The organism is Xanthocytophaga agilis (assembly GCF_030068605.1).
Taxonomy (GTDB): Bacteria; Bacteroidota; Bacteroidia; order Cytophagales; family 172606-1; genus Xanthocytophaga; species Xanthocytophaga agilis.
The window spans coordinates 25293-45901 of the sequence record NZ_JASJOU010000004.1; the positions used below are offsets into that span (position 1 = coordinate 25293).

The window sequence follows — 20609 nt, forward strand, 5'->3', positions numbered from 1 at the left end:
TTATTGATTACAATTCCCTTAGTCTTTATTATATGAAACATATATTAATAGTAATAGGCATAAGTCTCATTCTTTTTGGAATGATTACATCCTGTTCCAAAGAATTTCTGGATGTTCCCGTTCAGGGGCAAGGTACTACAAAAACAGATCCTGCTTTAGCTCAGAATCTGGTTACGGGAGTATACAATAGTTTACTAGCTGGAGAAGCATTTGGTGGGGATGGTGGAGATACACATGGTATCAGTTTCATTGCTGCAACCAATATTATGTCTGATGATGCCGACAAAGGGAGTACACCTTCAGATCAATCTGCGCTTAATGACATCGATAACTTTACAATTTCACCAACCAATACCTTTGTTGCAGCTCTCTGGAATGGCTACTATACCGGTATCTCCAAAGCGAATCAAGCATTGGTTGCTTTGTCAACTGCCTCACTGACAGATGCTACAAGAAATCAGTTGATGGGTGAAGTAAGATTTATCCGGGGATACTATTACTTTAACCTGGTTCGTTTATTTGGTAAAGTGCCTAAAGTGCTTCGTGTTCCCAAAGATGCTCAGGATGCAAATACTGATCCTGAATTTCAAACCAGAGCCTCTGTAGACACTATTTATAATGTGATCATTCAGGATCTTCAGTTTGCGGCTAACAACCTTCCACTCCGAAGCAATGCCAGTGTAGGTCATGCTGACAAAGGTGCTGCTCAAACTTTGCTGGCAAAGGTGTATATGTACCGCAAAGAATGGCAGAAAGTTTTTGACCTGACTCAGGAAGTTATCAGTTCAGGACAATATGATCTGGTTGCTGACTATTCTACTATCTGGCGCCAGATAGGTGATAATAATATCGAGTCTGTTTTTGAGATTCAGACTGGCCAGTTTAATAATTCAGATTATGGCATACAGGGATATTCCGTATGGCAGGGCCCCAGGGTAGGAGGCAAAGGTGGATGGACGGATTTAGGTTTTGGATTCGGTACACCTTCTGTAAATCTGGTAAATGCCTATGAACCGAATGATGTACGGAAGGCTTCTACAATTATCTTCATTGATAATAGCGGACAGCATAAAGGAACTGTATTGTTTGATGGCTTCCGGATTCCAAGTGCAGACTCTGTACAGAATCTTTACTATAACTATAAAGCTTACCATAGTGAGAATAGCTCTGTAGAAACCTTTAATGGTAATCGTGACAGAAAGCAGAAAAACGTGCATTTATTACGTTATGCTGAGGTACTATTAATGAACGCTGAAGCTGCTAATGAATTAGGACAATCCAATACAGCAACTACTCTGCTGAACCGCATACGAAAAAGAGCCGGGCTTCAGGTTACAAATGCCTCTTCACAGACAGATGTTCGGGAGGCTATCTGGAAAGAGCGTCGGCTTGAGCTGGCAATGGAGCACGATCGCTTTTTCGATCTGGTGCGCCAGGGAAGAGCGGCACAGGTGATGCAAGCTGCTGGTAAAAACTTTGTAGCAGGCAAGAATGAACTCTTGCCCGTGCCAAGTCTGCAGATTGCCCTTAGTGGAGGTCAACTCGATCAAAACAATGGGTACTAGTATTTTCTATTATGAAATTATTTTTCAATCCTTTAATCACTTTTAACATCTTAACGAGTATGAAAAAACAACGAATCACATACGCAATAGCTGCATTTGCATTGGCTTCTGCCCTCTTAGTTACCTCCTGTAAGGATGATGAGAAGAAGTTACCTGATATTGGTGGATATGGTAGTGCTGATGAAGTAGGTGCCAGTAACCTACTTGCACATTGGAGCTTTGATGGCAATAGCACGGAACAAAAGTCTGGTACTGCTCCAGCCAAGACAGAGAATGCAACCTTCTCTACAGGAGTAAAGGGACAGGCAGTGAGCTTAGCAAATGGTTATTTACTATATCCTACACTTACTGCATTGAGTAGTGCAAATGCCATTCCAAGTGTAACAGTCAGTGCATGGATAAATACAGATGTCAATGGTTCAACTGCTAGCTCTGTTTTTGCATTAACTCAGGCAACATCCGCTCAGACCGACTGGAACCAAGGGCCTATTAATATGTATTTGGAGACAGGCAGACCTACCTCCACAAAAGATACTTTGGCTTTACATAGTGCTTTTCATACATATTCAGGAGGAAATTACAATGTAGGAGGAGATAATATAAATGACTATGGTACACGTGGAACTGATTTTCAGACAGTAATTGGCGCTAACAAATGGGTACACTATGTGATGGTATATGATGGTGCAGCCTCTACTATTGATTTGTATGCTAATGGGGTAGTGGTATCAAATAAGAACTTTAGAGTAAGAGACAATGGCGGTGCACCGATTGGAAATCTTACCTTGTCTACACCTACACAGGTATTGATTGGTGGATGGCCTAATACTGTTACCGGATATACAAACTCAAGTGCTCAAAGCTGGCAAGGGTTGTATACGGGTCAAATAGATGAGGTGAGAGTATATAGTAAAGCCTTATCAGCGACTGACATCGGTTCTTTATACCAACTGGAACTTGCTGGAAGATAATATTTCATGCTTGCTTTGATGAAAATGATAACTTCCGGGGATATGTTATCTCCGGAAGTTTTGTTTCCAACATATTCTTTATGAGTTAAAACAGATCCTACTAACGAATAGGATTTGATCAATTAAGATCTTATGAAATACTATGCATTTTTATTCATTCTTGTTCTGTTGGTTGTTGCCTGTAAAAAGGATGACAATCCTGGACAACCAGAGTCTTTCTATTATACAGATGTTAGTATAGATGGCAAGCCGGTTTCTGCCAGTTATTATAACGTTCCTGCCTCTCCTGTAGTAAAAGTTTCATTCTCAGGGAAAGTGAACAGTACTACAGTGAGTGCAAATGTGGTGTTTAAGCAGACGTCTACCTCTGCCAATGTGCCTTTTGATTTTATACTGGAAAATAGCGATAGCACCATTCGTATTAGTCCTAAAAATCCTCTTGAAAACCTGACAAAGTATACTGTTCAGATATTGCCACAACTGCAATCTCAAAAGAATACGGCTTTCAATGCTACTGTTACCACTGAGTTCATCACAGTGATGGATACTACAGATAAGTTCCCGCGTATCTCAGATGAAGCTTTGCTGGATTTGGTTCAAAAGCAAACTTTTGCCTATTTCTGGAATTTTGGACATCCTACTTCTGGTATGGCCAGAGAACGGAATACTTCCGGCGACATAGTAACAACGGGAGGTACTGGTTTTGGGATAATGGCTGTTCTGGTAGCCGTCGAACGAAACTTTATAACACGTCAGGAGGGATATGACAGAATCAAACTTATAGCCAACTTTCTGAAAACGAAGGCAACTCCATATCATGGTGCTTTTGCACACTGGATCAATGGCGCAACAGGTGCGACGGTAGCTTTTAGTACAAAAGACAATGGCGCTGATCTGGTAGAGACTTCCTATCTAATGCAAGGACTACTAACTGCCCGCCAGTATTTTAGCAATGCAAATGAAGCTGAACTTAGAAGCACTATCAATGAACTTTGGCAGAATGTGGAGTGGAGCTGGTTTCGGAAGAACAATGAAAATGTTTTGTACTGGCATTGGTCGCCTAACTATACCTGGGATATGAATATGCAGATCAGTGGGTGGAATGAAGCCTTGATTACCTATGTACTGGCTGCATCATCACCTACCTATTCGATTCCTAAAGAAGCATATACCAATGGCTGGGCCAGAAATGGTAGTATGGTGAATAACAAAACGTTTTATTCTATAAAGCTGCCTTTAGGTCCTGATAGAGGTGGACCATTGTTTTTTGCCCATTATTCATTTCTAGGGATAGACCCCAGAGGATTGAGTGACACATACGCTAATTACTGGGAACAAAATGTAGCCCATTCACTTATCAATTATAACTATTGCAAAGAAAATCCCAAAAAATACAATGGGTATAGCGATTCTTGCTGGGGCTTAACCGCCAGCGATGATAATATTTCCGGATATGCTGCTCATGAACCCAATAATGACCTGGGTATCATTAGTCCAACGGCAGCGCTTTCTTCTATGCCTTATACTCCGGAGGAATCTATGAAGGCTCTGCATTTCTTCTATTATAAACTAGGAGATAAGATCTGGAAACAGTATGGCTTTGTGGATGCTTTTAACTTGTCCAATATCTGGTACGCAGATTCTTTTCTAGCCATAGACCAGGGACCTATTATTGTAATGATAGAAAACCATCGTTCACAATTGTTGTGGAATCTGTTTATGAGTTGCCCGGAAGTAAAAGCAGGATTACAAAAGCTATCCTTTCAGAGCCAGAAGTAAGTCTAGTGATACAAGTATTTGATTCGAATTAGGATTGACGGATAGTTTAACTGGTATACCAATCACAATTGAAAGTAACTGGAAGTATGGTCATTGATGAAAGTGACCATACTTCCAGTCAAAGTTAAAAATGAACAGAGTTCGAATATTCTTGAAACACAACCAGTATTCCAGTCAAAAATAAAAGTGACCGGAACTCCAGTCATTCTTAAAAGTGAACATAGTTCCAGTCATTTTGTAAACTGATTCGAAATATGATCGCTTGTCTCGCTGAATAGTTGCCCGATGATATAGTCTTCAATTACAATTTTGACCAAAGTTCCAGTCACTAGGGAGCATACTTCTAACTCTGGTTACTATTCCTGCAATTGCTGAAAGATAGGGGAATATCCTCCATCCAAAATTCTATAGACTTTACTTAGTGGTGGGTTTCCACTCAATTGCATCTACCTGTCCTCGGCGTGGTTGAAACGTAATGGAAATCACATGACCGGCACGACGAACTGTTATTGTAACTGGCAGTGTATAACTACTATACGTTGGGTTGATAGCGATAGTAGTTGCTATTTCGTCTTCTTCCAGCAAACCTGCTTTTTCTGCTGCCGAACCTTTTACCAATCCTTTGATCTTTTCACCTGCCCGAACATTTTTAGGACTTTCAAATCCTAAATCAAATAGGCCGGCTTTTATAGTTTCACTAATTTCCCTTTAAGCTTGCGAAGCTTTGCATCAAGATTGGCAAAATAGTGAGCACCCCGTGAATAGCCCAGGCTCCAGGCATTGCTGCCTGACCATTTTATGGCAGGAATGTCTTTCTCGGGTATTTCGTGGTATGCATTCGTATAATACAAGGCAGATTCTTCATTGACAAGTTCACGATATTGTTTTGCAGTATACAACCCGGCTTCAAAAGGAATCTTGATTGCCAGATAGTCTGCAATTCCTTCATTGTACCAGTCATCAATTCCTTTTTTTGGAGATGATAAACCAAGTAAAAAGGCATGCACCATCTCATGTGCAACCAATGAAGGCAATTCCGGATCAGTTATTGATTGAGTAGGAGGGAGATAAATCAGGAAAGAGCCATGAGCGGCAACTCCACTTTGTAACGGTCTGCCTTCATAGGTTCGTATCAGAAAACGGAAGGGCTCGTCAACTGATCCATTTAATCTTTTCCTTAACTGCTCGTATGTTTTTTGTGACCAGTCGCCTAAGGCCTGAATCTCATTGGATGTACGCCCCAGTGCATACATGCTAAAATCTGTATTTTCTGTATTGGCTGGATATACAGACTTCTTGCCTGCCAGGAACTGACAGAAAAGAACAGTTTGAAAAGAGTCTTTAACGGTACAATTACCCATACCTGCTGTACTGATAGCCGTATGTCCTGTGGGTAGTTGCCAATGTAATTGTACTTGTACTGAATCTCCCGGATCGGGTAATAACAAGAAACTACCCAATGTGCCTGAAAGTCCTCCCCCAGCAGCTTGTAAATCTACATGAGGACCTCTTTTGGCTGGAAAAGGGATTGCAACAGGTACATAGTAACTAACTTTAACCGCTCCGGAAGCCTGTCTGAATGCTGACCATTGCTGCATTACCAGATCATGTTTGGTTACTGTTGGTTTATTAAAAGATATTTGTCCAAGAGCATCGTATACTTTTAAGCTGGTCACTTGATCTGTGCTACGTTGCAGAAAAGGCTCCATCTTATAGTATAAAAGATCTAGCTTAGGTTTGGATTGAGTATATGTTGAAGGTAGCGTGTAGGAAACTTCTATTCCTGTTGCAATACCTTTTGCATCATACCTGGGCTTTAGATAAATCTCAAACTGTGAGAGTTCAGTAAGAGGCTGTGCAAAGAGGTTATCAAAGCCAGTTACAATCATAATACAGAGTAAAGCAATAGCTTGTTTTAGAAGGAATAGTTTGTACATAAAGGAAGTAGAGGTGGTTATGTATGGTAAAGATGAAGCTTAAATCTAGGTATTAACTCAGTAATCTGAAAGTAAGTTACTGTTTCTCCATATGCTATATCTGCCCCTTATCTGTAACTATACTCCGGAATATGATTTTTTTAATAAGATATCAGACAATGGGTTGACTGACATACTGTTAGGCATGAGAAAGTAATTCCTCAAAAACAGGAACCGATGTAATAATTCTTCCTCTCGTTTCCTTCTTTGTCAGAAAAATTGTAGGCAATAAGGGTTAGTACTGTTTTTTTTCTGCTTAAAGGCAACAGATTAAGTGGTTTAAGGATCAAATGTACACTATGATCCAAAATCATACATCCTGTATCAAAGGGTTCATTATCACCGATATATCCTGAAGCTTGGGAGTATCTTTGTTAGAAGAATCTGAAGTAGTTAGGTGTCCGCGGAATAACTACGGATTCACAAGCAAACCAACATGTCTTTAAAGTTTTATTGGGTTTAGTATGATCATGTAATACGAAATGAAAAACTATTTTTTGATTGTTGCGCTTTTGATAGCTGTTGTTGCTCAAGCGAAAAGACCAGTTATGCAGACCTGGTATGTAGGAGAAATAACTTTGTTAAATAATGAGGTGCTCGAAAGAGAGTTGCGATATGATGCTTATACAGACTTGCTACAGGTAAAAGAGAATGGAACGATTAAGGTATATTCTGCAAGACAAGTGAGTTCTTTTGCTTTTTTTGATATCTACAGTAATTCCAAACGGCAGTTTGTTAGTCTGATGCAGACTACACGATTTCGGAAATCCCGCATGTTTTTTGAAAATGTGATAAGTGGAGAGTTAAAGCTGATTCGTCGGGTGCGATCTGCTGGTGCTGCCAGACGAATTGTAGAGGAGACTACTGATTCCTGGTTTGATAAACACAATATATACGATTATTATATTTATACTGATAACAGGTTTATTTCTACGAGACAGTTTTATAAAGAGATATACGAGCGTATTATGGTTGAGTTTAAAAAGCCTTTGGATATCTTTATCAAAAGCCGTAATATCAATTTGAATACACAATACGGTCAGTTTGTGTTGATTAATCAGTATAATATTCTTAAAAACTCAGCTACTGTAGGACATTTCTGAGTATAATATACTACAGGCCACAGTAGATATGTGACCTGTAGTACACTTTAGAAAATCGCTTATACAGAAAGGATGCTTGTTCCATCCTCAATACTTACCTTGTACATTTTCAGATCAAGACCCATCGCAATTTTGTACGCTTTCTGAATGCGTTCAAATAGATCATCTACAGCATCTGCCTTTATAATATTAATCGTGCAGCCTCCAAAGCCGCCACCCATCATGCGGGCCCCTAATACACTTTTTTCGGTAGTAGTAAAGGAAACCAGATAATCCAGTTCCTTACAACTTACTTCATACATATCCCGCAAGCCATTGTGTGAGCCGTACATACGTTGTCCGAATGTCTCCAGATCACCACGCTTCAAGTCTTCACAAGCTGCTAGTAAACGTTCATTTTCCTGAACTACATACAGACAACGAACAAAAATAAGTGGATCAAACTTTCTCTGATGTGTAAGCAACATTTCTTCTGATACATCACGCAGGCTATGGATATCAGATTCCAGTGTTTGGAGAAGGGCAACGCCTGCTTCACATTCCTGGCGTCGGGTATTGTACTCACTGGACGCCAACGAATGTTTTACTCCTGTATCAAACAATACTATTTGATAATCTGCTAAATCCAATGGAAAGTATTCGTAGTCAAGGGAGCGACAATCCAGACGGATCACCTCATTGTGTTTTCCGAAGGCACTGGCAAACATATCCATAATACCACACTGTAGTCCCACAAACTCATTTTCAGACCTTTGTGCCATTCGGGTCAGGGTTAGCTTATCTAACGGAATATTGAATAGATGGGCAAGTCCCCAGCCTGTAGCGCATTCCAATGCTGCAGAAGATGACATACCGCCACCTGCCGGAACATCTCCGCTAACCACACAGTTAAAGGCAGGAATTGAGTGTCCCATTTTTTGAAACTGTTCTACGATACCCAACAAATAATTTGGCCAGTTTTTGGGAGATGGCTGTAATACATCCAGTGTGGTTGTAAATTCATCTGAAAAATCTGCTGCAAACCAGTGGCAGGTAGCATCAGTACTGGCACTGAGTGTGATATAAATAGCTTTGTCTGTTGCTGCTGGTAAAACAAAGCCATTGTTATAATCGGTATGTTCTCCAATAAGATTTATACGGCCTGGCGAACGTACAATGAGTGGCTTCTGGTTGAAGCGGGATTCATGTATCTGAGAAATATGTAATGGTATGTTCATAAAGTTTTATTTCCTTAGACTGCAAACTTAACCTGTGAGAAGGGCTTAATCAAAGAAAAAGATATTTTAAAGTGTAAATAAAAGCTTAGATAAGCTAGATACTTGATTTTTAAGCAGATTTAAGAGATATTTGAATTTAAACCGCTTACTAAATTGGACTTACATGCAATTGTCCCCTAATTCTGAACCGGCTGCCACAGATGCAGGAGTAAATCTGACTGCACTACGGGATAGCTTTTATGCTTTTAGCAATGTTGAACGGAACACTGTAGCTGCTCTTGAGAATTATGTGTTGAGGGGTTTACCCCAACAACGTAGTAGCGTGATAATTGGATGTCGTGAGTCATTTCTGGTATTGCATCTGGCAAAATTCTTTTCAGCATTGGTAGCTGTTGAAGAAGATGCCAACTTGTTGGCGGAGATTACGGCTCAGGAGCCTAAGATAGTTGCTTGTCAGATAGAGCCAGATGATTTTAAGCTAATTGGTCGTACGGATCTGATTGTGATTTCGCATTTATTGCAATCCCTGGGGGCATGGCTGGAAACTCCTGAAGAACGGAACCACCAACGCATGGCTTTTTTAAATCATTATTATGGCTCTCTGGAAACGGAAGGTGCCTTACTCTTTTTACAGAATCGTCCTCAGAATAATTATAAGCAATTGCTTGAATTCTTATCCTGTACACCGTCTCAGGAGTCACAGATGCTTTTTGAGCAGATTAATAAGCAATATACTACAGAACACTACTTATTTCCTGTAGAAATCTATACGCAACGTGCTGAAGATATGATACAGGCCTTGAGTTATCTGCTATTAGATAATAATATAGACTGGACTGAAAAAGCAATCTCTTTGCAAACCTATGTAAAGACCTTGCTACAGTTAGATGGCAATTATTATTTCAATTATGAAGGCGAAATAACCATTATGCGTAAAAAAGCCTGATTAGCTTCGAAGTGTAAAATGTTGCACAGGTTGCTTCTTTCTAAAGAAAACAATCCCGATGTAAAATAAATCAACTGTAAGTATGACTGATGGATGTTTTTTGATTTGTTGCCAGGCCTGCTGCATTTCGTCTGACCAATAGATATCATCGAAGACAAATACTGAATTTTCATGCGATTTCCGCAGACATTGCTCAAAATAGCGTAAGGTAGGCTCTAACCGATGATTCGCATCAAAGAAAACAAAATCCAGCCTTTCAATTTTTTTCAATGTTTCTTCTAATGTCTCATCAATGTTTCCAACCACAGATTGAATGTGAGAGCAATTGAGTTTTTCGAACCGTTGCCGGGATAAAGCTGCCAGTCCCGGATCTCCTTCAAATGTATATAGTTGCGCATGTTTACATCCGTGAGCCAGATAAAGTGTGGTAGTACCTAAACAAGTACCCAGATCAAAAATGGTAGAAGGTTGAAAGTAGTTTACTAGTCTGAATAGAAGTTGTGCCAGACTGGGAGATTTCTCTGAATGACGGGCTAAATCTCTGATTTTACGCTGCTTAGAGGCATTTACTCTTGATCCTGCTCCAAAATCCCTGATTGTGATACTTTCCTGAGAAGTTAAAAGATCCATTCTGGAGTCTTCCAGCGTTTCAAAACAGTAATAGGGTTTGGTATTGCGTATAACCTGATTGTAAAGCTGAAAGACGAATGGAGAATGAATGGCATGCGCATTCCCGGAACGTAACCAGAATTGCAGATATCGTAAAAAAATCAAAACAGAGAATATATTAAATGCTAAAGAATATAAGGTGCAAAGAAATTAAATTTTAGCATTTATACCTAGTTAAGACGATAGGGAACTACCATCGTAAATTCTGGAATACGAACCCGGAATTGTTTGCCATCTACAATTCGTTCCATCAGATACGTTCCTTTCATTTTACCAATATTGGTTTTTAGATTACAACCAGATACATATTCATGAGTCTCTCCTGGCTCTAATACTGGTTGCAGACCAATTACTCCTTCTCCTTCTACCTCGCGGATAGATCCGTTGGAATCATGAATATGCCAGTGACGGCGAAGCAATTGTACTGTGTATTCGCTACAATTTTCAATACTGATTTTGTAGGTAAACACATAATGCTCCTGAGCCGGGCTTGAATATTCAGGTTGGTATTCGGTTGCTACCGTAACTTTTACACCTTCCGTAATTTCAGTAACCATATTTCTATTGTTTCGTATTTACTTCAAAAACGGTTAAATATACACATTTGTTTTTTATTTTCGTAAATCTCCATCCTAAAAACTCTTCGCTATAGTTTCTCACAACAAAAAAGATACTATTTTCGGGTGTTTATTAAGATACGTTACTTTAACTTTTATTTTTAACTATTTTGACCTATGGACGTTAAGCTTGAACCTTCCTGGAAAAGCCATTTAGAAGCAGAATTTACAAAACCTTATTTTACAAAGCTGACTAACTTTGTAAAGGATGAATATGCCAACCACACTATTTATCCTGCTGGAAATAAAATATTTTATGCATTTGAAGCCACTCCATTTGACAAAGTAGAGGTAGTGTTATTAGGACAAGATCCTTATCATGGAGCTGGACAGGCTCATGGACTTTCCTTTTCTGTAAATGATGGTGTTACAACGCCTCCATCTTTACATAATATATACAAAGAAATAAGAGACGATCTGGGAAAACCCATTCCTAAATCGGGTAATCTAACACGTTGGGCAGAGCAAGGTGTATTATTGCTAAACGCCACATTGACTGTACGAGCTAATACAGCGGGATCACATCAGAAAAAAGGGTGGGAAGAATTTACAGATGCTGCTATAAAAGCTCTGTCAGACCAGAAAGAAAATCTTGTATTTCTTTTATGGGGGGCTTATGCACAGAAGAAAGGAGCTATTATAGATGCATCCAAACACTTGGTGTTAAAGGCTGCTCACCCATCGCCGTTTGCTGCTGATAAGGGCTTTTTTGGCTGTAAACACTTCAGTCAGGCCAATGCCTATTTAAAAGAGCATGGTAAGAAGGAGATAGATTGGTAAAATGGCATTGTTTTTGGTCTGACTAAATTTGTGAGGCCAAAACAACACTCAATTTAATAGTATACACTATACATGGAAAACAAAAATTTAACCCTTGTAAGATCTTTTATTCGAAACCACCGCTATCGTCTTCTGATGGTAGGATTGCTATTTATGTATAGCTGTAATCTACTGGATGAGGAAGTTCTGAATTCCAGAAAAGCATTTATTGGTAGTTACACTATCCAGCAGAAATGTGGGAGTTCTCAGGATTCCTATACTCTGAGAATTACAGAAGGGTCATCCAATAGTGAAATATTGTTATCAAATGTTGAGCCATTCGGAGATGAAATTATTGCTACTGTATCTGGTAACATTTTGACTATATCCTCTCAAAGTGTTCGTTTAAAGGGGCAAACTTCTTCTGCCACAGTTTCCGGATCAGGTACACTTACAGATGGAAGTATCATTGAGATTAACTTTGAGTATGACTTTGGTGGAACTACCAGTTGTGGTGCCAATGGGTATAAACTATAAATTGGAAAAGCATTCTACTCCATAATTAGTTATCGGAGTGGAATGCTTTTGTCTTACTAACTATTCGGAAAATACATTTTTTTTAGTTTGACATATTCAGAATAGGTCGATCCTGAACGAACTGACCGGAGCAGATCTTCTTCTTTTCGCAACGCAGAATACTCTAATTTACGGCTCTGGAATGCCTTTTTCAACCACTGGATTGCTTCCTGTGGTTTATTTTGTTCAGATGCCAGACAAGCCATTCCCAATAATACAAATCCATCAATTTTATTCAGACTATAGGCTTTCTGTAGATGTTTGGCAGCTGCATTGGTTTGTTTTTTATGTAAATGTGCTAAACCATAGTAGGTGTAAAACTTAGGATTAACCTCATTGGGATTTTTTACAGCGTAAAGAATAAAATCCTGTAATGCCTCTTCTATTTTGTTCTGATGATAAAAGCTAACGCCCCGCAGGTAGCGTGTGTCTTTAATGGTTTGTTCATTATCCAGTGCCAGAACCTGGGTAAATGCTACAATGGCATCATTGTATTTCTCTGCCTTTAATGCCGACATACCATAGGTATATTGGTACGGCAAATAATTGGGTTTTTGTCGCACTGCTCTACTTAATGCTTCTGCGGCATTCGTATATTGTTTTAAGGCCTGATAGGCAATACCTCGCTGATAATAGGCTTCTGCATATAATGGATCGTAGGTAAGGGACTGATCTGCACTTTGTACAGCATTTGCATAGGCCTGTAACTGATTCTGGCATTTAGCCACCTCTGCATACAATTCTGCCAGATTTTGTTTGAGAGAAGCATCTACCTGCATTTTTTTCTGCTGATTCTGATAAACAGGTAAAAGCACCTCTATCAACCGCTGATAATTAGCAGTAGCCTGAGTAATCTGATTCATGGCTAAAAGGACATCTCCTATGCTTTTGTAAACATCCAGATAGGTGTTGTTATATTGCAGGGCAGTATTAAAGTTTGCAAGAGCTTCTTTATTTTGTTTTAATTGCATCAGAGCAAGTCCTTTTTTATAGTACCCTTCACTGTTACGGCTATTGGCGAGAGTGGCTGTATTGTAATATTCCAGTGCCTTTTTATAGTCCTTTTTTTCATAATAGGAATCACCACGGGAAATCCAGACACTGTTATTGTTAGGATCTAATGCTAATGCCAGTGTAAACATATTATCTGATTTTTTGGTATCGCGGTTACGAAGGGCTGTCGCACCTATATTATGGTATTCATTACTTTTTGCTCGTAGAAAACGTACTGTGAGACTATCTGCACCTCCCAGTTTTTGTGCTTTCCGGAAATCTGCTGCTGCTTCGTCAATTTTTTGCTGATCTGCAAATGCAATACCTCGTTGATAGTAGGCTTCTGTATAGGTTACATTGAGATTCAAGGCTTGTGTATAGCTGCGTCGGGCCGCCTCAAGATCATGATTCCGATATTCAAGCAAACCTTTTTGCAAATGATACAACGGATTGTTTGGTGCAAGCTGAATAGCCTTGTCGTAATCTGCTACTGCTTGTTTGGTTAAGCCTAGTTGTTCTTTGAGACGTGCTTTCTTTAGATAATACTTGGCTTCATTAGGAAAGATTCGGGTGGTAATATAATCATAATCTATAACAGCCTTGTCTAACTCTTTGCGGTTTTCATAGTAAGTTGCACGAGTCAGGTATGCATCCAGATACAGAGGGTCTAGCTGGATGGCTTCTGAAAAGTCATCCAGTGCTTTGGTGTATGCATTACGTTGGGAAGACCGAACATAACATTGTGCGCGCAACAGATACAAATCCGGATAGTCTTTAATTATTTTCTGTTTGTTTTTCTGACGGATAAGTTCATCACAATCGTTGATGGCTTCTGCAATATGGCCCGTCTCTATTTTGGTACGTATCGGTACAATTTCACTGATACGGTTGGTAAGCAAACTGATTTGTGGTTGAATACGGGCTGATGCTTCAGGCTGAGCTTCAAGTGCTTTTCTATAATAAGTTAACGCATCGTCGTAACTGCGACTTTTTTGATAGAGTTCTGCTGTTTGGATAAGAGTCTCTAATCGATTCTTGAAATCCCGTTCAATTTTCTGAATCTGAAGACGAGGCAGAGGTGCAAAACTATTGTATTCAATGGCTTTGTGATAGGCATCTAAGGCAGTCTGATAATCATTGTTCTCCATTGCTGTATTGGCAATACGTATAGCGTCATTATAGGCTGCTTCTTTTGCCTTTTTTTCTTCTTCTGCACGTGCCAGTGCTACTTTGTCTACAGCTTCTTTGACTGCAATCTGGTTATCAGAAGCTTCTTTATTGCCCAACACAATGGGTTGATCTTCACCACTGGTCACAATGACATTATTCTCTTTTGTATCAAATGGTTTCTTGGGATCGTAAAACGTAATGCCATAAATAAAGGCTTTCCACCGGTTGCCATTTTTCTCAGCCCGGATGGTTGCCTGGCGTGTCTGAAGTTTGTAGGGAGAACTTTTTTTTGTGTTCTGGCCTTTGAATTCACAGTCAAATACGAGTTTCACATAATAATAATCTTTCTTTTTTACATCAGAAACCCGGATATTAGAAAAAATAATGGAAGGATCAATACTCTTGCTATAGTAGATATCGAGGGTATGAATGTATTTATCTACAGGTAGATCTTTAGTCTTATTCAGATGGAAGTCGGGATCGGTATCATCTTCTATGACAACTGTTTTATCATAGAAGATCTGGTTGCGGGCGTTGGGAGTATAACTTTTCTCAATTACATCTGCCAATTCGTTAGGGGCATTGTCAGAAAAAGTTACAAAGTTGAGCAATTGCTCTAGTTCGCTGATTGCATTCTTGGCCTGATAACTGATTTCGCCGGTTTCTTTGACACTCAGCTTAGTCTGAGCTGTAGAACAGACCGAAAATAAATAAAAGGGAATAAGGAGTATATAGAATAAATACTTCATACCTGGTTATGTAAATGGTTTCTTGTATACCTTCATTCAGAAAGTATGCTGGAAATAAAACAGCCTTTGACTGCAGATATACCGGATAATGATCAAAAGTATACAAAATAGTATACCTGACAATTTCTTTGTGCTTACGTTACAATATAAAATAGAACTAATCATTACCTTACTAGTTCATTCATAGAGTCTTCGGAATAAAATATTTTTCAACCTACAGATTACTTGTTGCATACCAATATGTTAAAAAAAGTACCGTTCCTCATTTTTATTTTTTGTATCACAGTCAACTGTTCGTGGGCACAACAGCTACTTGGAATCTCCAATAGTAATTATGCAGGTGTAAATGGCCTCTATCTGAATCCTTCATCTATTGCAGATTCCCGTTACGGTTTTCATCTCAATCTGGTTACAGTGCAGGGAAGTATAACCAATAACTATTACAGATACGATTCGCCCTATTCATTGCTGAAGCTAGGTATTGAACGGTTTAAAGAACCCTATAATCTACAGCCAGAGTATTATACAGATGCCAATAATAATCATACAAAGATGTTTAACATCCGAGCTAATGTATACCTGCCTTCTTTGATGATTAAGCTAAGCCCCAGGCATAGCATTGCAGTGACTAACAGAATGCGGGGAAGTTTTGAGGCTACCAATCTAACCTCCTTTGTAGCAGAAGATTTTAAAAATAACAATCTGACTCTGTTAAGCTTACTAAGCAATGGGAGCTTGTTACGGATTAATACCAATATGTTTCGGGAAACGGGTCTGACATATGCCCGTGAAATATGGTCGGAAGGAAAACATTACCTGAAAGGTGGTATTACACTTAAATATCTTCAGGGAATTTATTCATCCAGTCTGTATTCCAATACACTTCAGTCGCAGTTCTCTACTGTAAATAATGAACCGGTGCTACATGTCATCAATGCAGATATTGGTTATCACTATAGCCAGGCGGAAGGTTACCCTCCTGTAGATGAATTTGTAGATGCAGCCTTATGGAAGACAAAAAATGGAAAAGGCTTAGGTGCAGATATTGGATTTACCTATGAGTATAGACCAGATGTAGAGAAGTATCGCTATAAGATGGATGGGAAGGATGAACTGGATGGATTACAAAATAAATACAAATATCGTATAGGTATTTCTCTTCTCGATATTGGAGGGCTTCGATACAATACCAATTACAATGATTCTACTGCATCTGCATCCTATACTATTAGACGGACAGATGTAGATTTATCACAACAGGAGCTGGAAAATTCTACACTGGATAATTTTTACCCCGTATTGAACCGAGGACTTGCCGTGGGCAATGGTGACCAGAAAAACGGATTCCGGACCAAGTTACCTACAGCTTTGCATCTGAACTTTGATTATAAGATAAAAGACAAGTTATATGTAAATGCTGCCTGGATTCAGTCACTGCGTACCCGAAAGGCGATAGGAATGCGATACAATTCTCAGTTTGCCGTTACCCCACGTTTTGAAACAAAACATTTTGAGTTTGCATTGCCACTGGCGTTGATAAATGACTACCAACAGGTTACACTAGGAGCCATGATGCGGGTAGGTTCATTCTTTTTTATTGGATCAGACAATTTACCTGGATTGGTCAATCTGGGACGCCCGTACGGAATGGATGTGTATGCAGGGATTATCATTGCAGGTTTGCATCATAAGAAGAAAGACAAGGACAATGATGGTGTTTCTGATAAGCTGGATATCTGTCCGAATTTTCCGGGTGTATGGGAATTTAAAGGATGTCCTGATACAGATGGGGATGGCATTGAAGATAAAGTGGATAAATGTCCTACAGAGCCCGGTAGTAAGGAAATGGGTGGTTGTCCGGATCGGGATGGCGACAGGATCATGGATTCTCAGGATCGTTGCCCGGATGAGGCTGGTTTGGAAAAAAATGGAGGTTGTCCGGATTCTGATTCTGATGGTGTAATAGATAGAGAGGATGAATGCCCGTTATTGAAAGGGCCTGCAGCTTTGAAAGGGTGTCCGGATACGGATGAGGATGGTATTCCTGACAAAGATGACCGTTGTCCAAATGAAAAAGGGCAAAGTAAGTTTAACGGATGTGCCGACACTGATGGAGACAATATTGCCAATCCGGATGACGCTTGTCCGGATCAGGCTGGAACGCCTCGTTTCAATGGCTGTCCGGATCGGGATGGAGATACTGTACCGGACAAAGATGATCGTTGTCCGGATACCTATGGGTCTCCTCAGAATGCAGGTTGTCCGGTAGAAGCAAAGCCTGCTGATCCAACACGGGTAGAAATTAAGTTAACACAGGAAGAGCAGGCTGTATTGAATGAAGCATTCGATAATCTGGAATTTGAAACAGGCAAATCTGTTATCAAGGTAGCTTCTTACCAAAGTCTGGATGAACTGGCCGATCTGCTGATCAGTAAGTCTACTTACCGGATGCTGGTATCTGGTCATACAGACAATGTAGGAAATGCAGCCACTAACCTCAAACTGAGCAAGGCTCGTGCTGACGCTGTGAAAAAATACCTGACTCGTAAAGGTGTAAAAGCTGATCAGATCATTACAGAGGGTTTTGGTTCCCGTAAGCCTTTAGTCAGTAATGCCACGCCTGAAGGACGTCAGCGCAATCGCCGGGTTGAGATGAAAATTATTAAGTGATAAATTAAATGAGAGATAAGAATCCTTCTTACCTCTCATTTAATTTATGTATATATAGGACTATGAAGATGTTTTTTACTTGTTTAGTAGTTCTATCGGTGACTGTAATTATAGGAACTGTAGGATATGCACAAACTTTCAAAGTCCAGCAGGATAGAAAATGTATAATGACTTTGGATGAGACTTGTCAAATCTATGTGTGTACATTACCTGATAAGTTTCCTGAATTTCCGGGTGGTGTCGGTGAAATGTTAAGCTTTATGCAGAAAAATGTACGAACTAGTAAAGAAAATGATGGCTCACAGTCTAAAGTCTATCTATCATTTATTGTTACAGAGACAGGTAAAATAGAATGTTTGAGGATTGTCAATAAAACGACTCAAGAGTATTCGATCATGGATAAAGATGTGTTGCAGGAAATGGCAAAAATGCCCAACTGGATACCTGCTCAATGCAATGGTACAAATGTAGCTGCTCTATACTCTTTGCCTATAACTATATGCTTGGCTAATCAATAATGAGTTAACGAAAATAAAATCTAATAGGAACGAGAAGGGTTTTGATAATCTATCAGAGTTCTGATGTAGTAAAAAAATATCAGAGCTCTGATATAAATAAAATCTAATCAGGATTCTGATATTTATCTAACACAATCAGAATCTTGGTTCGTATTTTATCTTACAACTTTATTGTCAGCATTGATTCATAAGAAAATGTAATCAGAATTCTGATCAGGATTGCTGAAACAGCTTGATACGTTTTTCCTGTAAGGAAGAGGCTGATCGGTTAATAATCAATTTCTCGCCGTGTAACTCCCTTTGCCCCAATATCCGAGCCAGTGTCGCATTCACTGTTGGCAGATCATCGTCAAAGGCTCCATGTGCTCTGGCTGTAGAGTGATCAGGCGAACCGTCTGGTGCAGTATTAGGAGATAGTATCCAGTCTGCTCCTTTTTGAGAAAAAAGTTTAAGCAATTCAGGATCTTGCTGAATCCATTTTTCCATACCCAGCAAGGGCGTACCACTTTCCTTATCTTTTAGGAACCACGGTATATGCATTTTATCTTCCAGTGCATTGGAGACAAGGTAAAGCAAAGACTTATGGTAAATATTTGCACAATGATCATCCTGTTCTACCTGGTCTGTTAGGGTAAAGAGTGCAAACCTGTTTACTGTTTTGTTTTTTATAGCAGGTAGATAGTTCTCTTTGAAAACATCTATGGTACAGGCGGGAGCCCAGAGTGTACAGGAGGCTATTTTTAACCCGTAGCCAGTTTGCCCTCTCATAGGGCCGGAATTAATCTTTCCTTTGCTTGTGAGAAGGCGTATAATTGGGGCATGAAAGATACTACCTGCACTATGACCCACAAGATGAATTTCAAAGTCCTCTTCGTATTTATCAGCCAGGTGCTTGATATGCTCTAATGCAAGATATGCTCCTCCTTTGGTTTGTGTAGTAGCTAACAGGGCATTCTCTTTCATTTCTTTCCATTGGGCTTTTCCTGTTAACGTTCGTGCGAGAGGTTCAAGAGCGTCATCCAGACGATCCAGCATAAAATCTTTGGCACTATCCAGCCAGCCTTCTGGTTTGCGTTGTTGCAATGCATCTTTGAGAATATTGGTAATGGTACTCCATATATCTGTGTGCCAGATAAAAGAAACCGGATAAATTTCTTTTTCCAGTAAGCTGGGTCTATAATCGGCAAGGCGCTGAACAGCTCCACTTTCACTTACCAGTCCGCCATGTGCATAGAGTAACAATCGTTTTTTTGCCCACTTTGCAGTCACCCGTGGAAAATCATCTTCGAAAATTGCCTTTACCTCAGCTTCAGACGTACCAAAGTTTCCTCCTGGATTTAACAGACCATTGTTTCCCAGACTGATAATGTGTGGACGGAGATCGGCATAGGAGTAAGCTTCTGACTTACCAGCAGCAGCTGAATGACTGATGGCTGTAGATAAAGCTTTTTTCAGAATAACAGGTGCACCTAATCGTGCTACCCAGACATCTGTACCATTTTCCATCCAGTCATCATAGGTGATAAGTCCAAAACCTTTCTGTCCCCAGTCTTCTCCCCATGAGTTCTGAATCCAGAATCCTTTTTCATCATAAGCTACAATAGCAAAGGCATGGCCTCCAACCGGAAATACATCTTCATAGGGAATAATTCCAGTGGTTGTATCAACTTCACGCCAGCCGGAATGTACCTTCGCAGTTGCATACAGAATCCCTACCTCTGCCATGGCTGCATGCATAGCTACCAGATCTTTGTGATTTACGCGATAATAGGCTCCCAGTGGTCTGCGTAATGCATCAGATGTGCGTTCGTCTGTAAGCCGGAACTCGGTTTCTTCTTTTTTGTAAGGCCAGCATTCATCACTGCATACACCATGTTTGTACCAGCCTTTCATGGCTCCTCTTGCACTGGAACCTGCATACTGTTCTCCTGGCCATTCATCATATCGTTTGGCCATTTCGTAGAGCATGCGTGGGCTTACTGACTTAGGATCTGGAACAATTTTTCTTCGACGAAGAAGATAGTTGGCTACCGTAGCCAGCCCGAAACCTGTGCAAGCTCCTTCTTTCCCCTGATCCAGTATCGGTATATTCCATTGTTTATATTCATCGAGACTAATTTTCGTAGGAACTTCGTATAAATTGGCTTCGTACATTTTGTCACGAAAGTCCAGTGTATCCGGACGTACATCCAGTGTCTGGTCCGGAGTGGGTTTTTGGGTAGAGTCGGCCATAAAATTCAGAGTGTGAGATTCGTAAAAAATAGATAGTGAAAAATAGTATTGTCACAGTTAGAATCTCCTGAATGTATAGTTTTCCTTAACGTAAATCAA

16 protein-coding genes are annotated in these 20609 nt (G+C 39.8%); 9 read left to right on the forward strand and 7 right to left on the reverse strand.

Translation table 11 applies throughout. The features are described 5' to 3' along the window. Positions 1 to 32 precede the first annotated feature (32 nt). From QNI22_RS13280 to QNI22_RS13290, 3 genes are all read left to right on the forward strand, one after another. Positions 33 to 1565, forward strand: coding sequence for a RagB/SusD family nutrient uptake outer membrane protein (locus QNI22_RS13280; RefSeq protein WP_314511191.1), 1533 nt, complete (start codon positions 33 to 35; stop codon positions 1563 to 1565). 59 nt (positions 1566 to 1624) lie between these two features. After that, positions 1625 to 2536 carry a LamG-like jellyroll fold domain-containing protein gene (locus tag QNI22_RS13285; RefSeq protein ID WP_314511193.1) on the forward strand — a complete coding sequence of 304 codons (912 nt, stop codon included), beginning with the start codon at positions 1625 to 1627 and terminating at the stop codon, positions 2534 to 2536. Between the two features lie 132 nt (positions 2537 to 2668). Continuing rightward, the gene (locus QNI22_RS13290) at positions 2669 to 4315 is read left to right on the forward strand and encodes a glucoamylase family protein (RefSeq protein WP_314511195.1); all 1647 of its coding nucleotides are present in this window, start codon (positions 2669 to 2671) and stop codon (positions 4313 to 4315) included. Between the two features lie 414 nt (positions 4316 to 4729). On the opposite strand, the gene QNI22_RS13295 is transcribed toward QNI22_RS13290, so the two are convergent. Together QNI22_RS13295 and QNI22_RS13300 are read right to left on the reverse strand one after the other, a co-directional pair. After that, a complete protein-coding gene (locus QNI22_RS13295; protein ID WP_314511196.1) occupies positions 4730 to 4933 on the reverse strand; it encodes a hypothetical protein in 204 nt (67 codons plus the stop codon). Between the two features lie 68 nt (positions 4934 to 5001). Then, on the reverse strand, positions 5002 to 6252 hold the full coding sequence (locus QNI22_RS13300; protein ID WP_314511198.1) for a hypothetical protein: 1251 nt from the start codon (positions 6250 to 6252) through the stop codon (positions 5002 to 5004). Between the two features lie 521 nt (positions 6253 to 6773). Between QNI22_RS13300 and QNI22_RS13305 the strand changes: the two genes are divergently transcribed. Further along, entirely contained in the window at positions 6774 to 7394 is a 621-nt protein-coding gene (locus QNI22_RS13305; RefSeq protein WP_314511200.1) for a hypothetical protein, read from the forward strand. A gap of 59 nt (positions 7395 to 7453) precedes the next feature. On the opposite strand, the gene galK is transcribed toward QNI22_RS13305, so the two are convergent. Next, positions 7454 to 8611 (reverse strand): galactokinase, encoded by a 1158-nt coding sequence (gene galK, locus QNI22_RS13310; protein ID WP_314511202.1) that lies wholly within the window; start codon positions 8609 to 8611, stop codon positions 7454 to 7456. Positions 8612 to 8774: 163 nt separating this feature from the next. On the opposite strand from galK, the gene QNI22_RS13315 reads away from it, so the two are divergent. Next, on the forward strand, positions 8775 to 9557 hold the full coding sequence (locus QNI22_RS13315) for a hypothetical protein (protein WP_314511204.1): 783 nt from the start codon (positions 8775 to 8777) through the stop codon (positions 9555 to 9557). Here the strand turns inward: QNI22_RS13315 and QNI22_RS13320 are convergent, their stop codons facing one another. After that, entirely contained in the window at positions 9558 to 10331 is a 774-nt protein-coding gene (locus QNI22_RS13320; protein WP_314511206.1) for an O-methyltransferase, read from the reverse strand. 65 nt (positions 10332 to 10396) lie between these two features. Continuing rightward, entirely contained in the window at positions 10397 to 10783 is a 387-nt protein-coding gene (apaG, locus tag QNI22_RS13325) for a Co2+/Mg2+ efflux protein ApaG (RefSeq protein ID WP_313984341.1), read from the reverse strand. A 177-nt stretch (positions 10784 to 10960) separates the two neighbouring features. On the opposite strand from apaG, the gene ung reads away from it, so the two are divergent. Both ung and QNI22_RS13335 read left to right on the forward strand, forming a co-directional pair. Then, a complete protein-coding gene (gene ung / locus QNI22_RS13330) occupies positions 10961 to 11623 on the forward strand; it encodes a uracil-DNA glycosylase (protein ID WP_314511207.1) in 663 nt (220 codons plus the stop codon). 72 nt (positions 11624 to 11695) lie between these two features. Then, a complete protein-coding gene (locus tag QNI22_RS13335; protein ID WP_314511208.1) occupies positions 11696 to 12139 on the forward strand; it encodes a hypothetical protein in 444 nt (147 codons plus the stop codon). A 56-nt stretch (positions 12140 to 12195) separates the two neighbouring features. On the opposite strand, the gene QNI22_RS13340 is transcribed toward QNI22_RS13335, so the two are convergent. Continuing rightward, the gene (locus tag QNI22_RS13340) at positions 12196 to 15090 is read right to left on the reverse strand and encodes a tetratricopeptide repeat protein (protein WP_314511209.1); all 2895 of its coding nucleotides are present in this window, start codon (positions 15088 to 15090) and stop codon (positions 12196 to 12198) included. Positions 15091 to 15330: 240 nt separating this feature from the next. Here QNI22_RS13340 and QNI22_RS13345 point away from each other — a divergent pair, with 240 nt between their 5' ends. Both QNI22_RS13345 and QNI22_RS13350 read left to right on the forward strand, forming a co-directional pair. Beyond that, positions 15331 to 17760 (forward strand): DUF5723 family protein, encoded by a 2430-nt coding sequence (locus QNI22_RS13345; protein WP_314511211.1) that lies wholly within the window; start codon positions 15331 to 15333, stop codon positions 17758 to 17760. Between the two features lie 197 nt (positions 17761 to 17957). Then, a complete protein-coding gene (locus QNI22_RS13350) occupies positions 17958 to 18278 on the forward strand; it encodes an energy transducer TonB (protein WP_314511212.1) in 321 nt (106 codons plus the stop codon). A gap of 213 nt (positions 18279 to 18491) precedes the next feature. On the opposite strand, the gene QNI22_RS13355 is transcribed toward QNI22_RS13350, so the two are convergent. Next, positions 18492 to 20510, reverse strand: coding sequence for a C1 family peptidase (locus QNI22_RS13355; RefSeq protein WP_314511214.1), 2019 nt, complete (start codon positions 20508 to 20510; stop codon positions 18492 to 18494). Positions 20511 to 20609 lie beyond the last annotated feature (99 nt).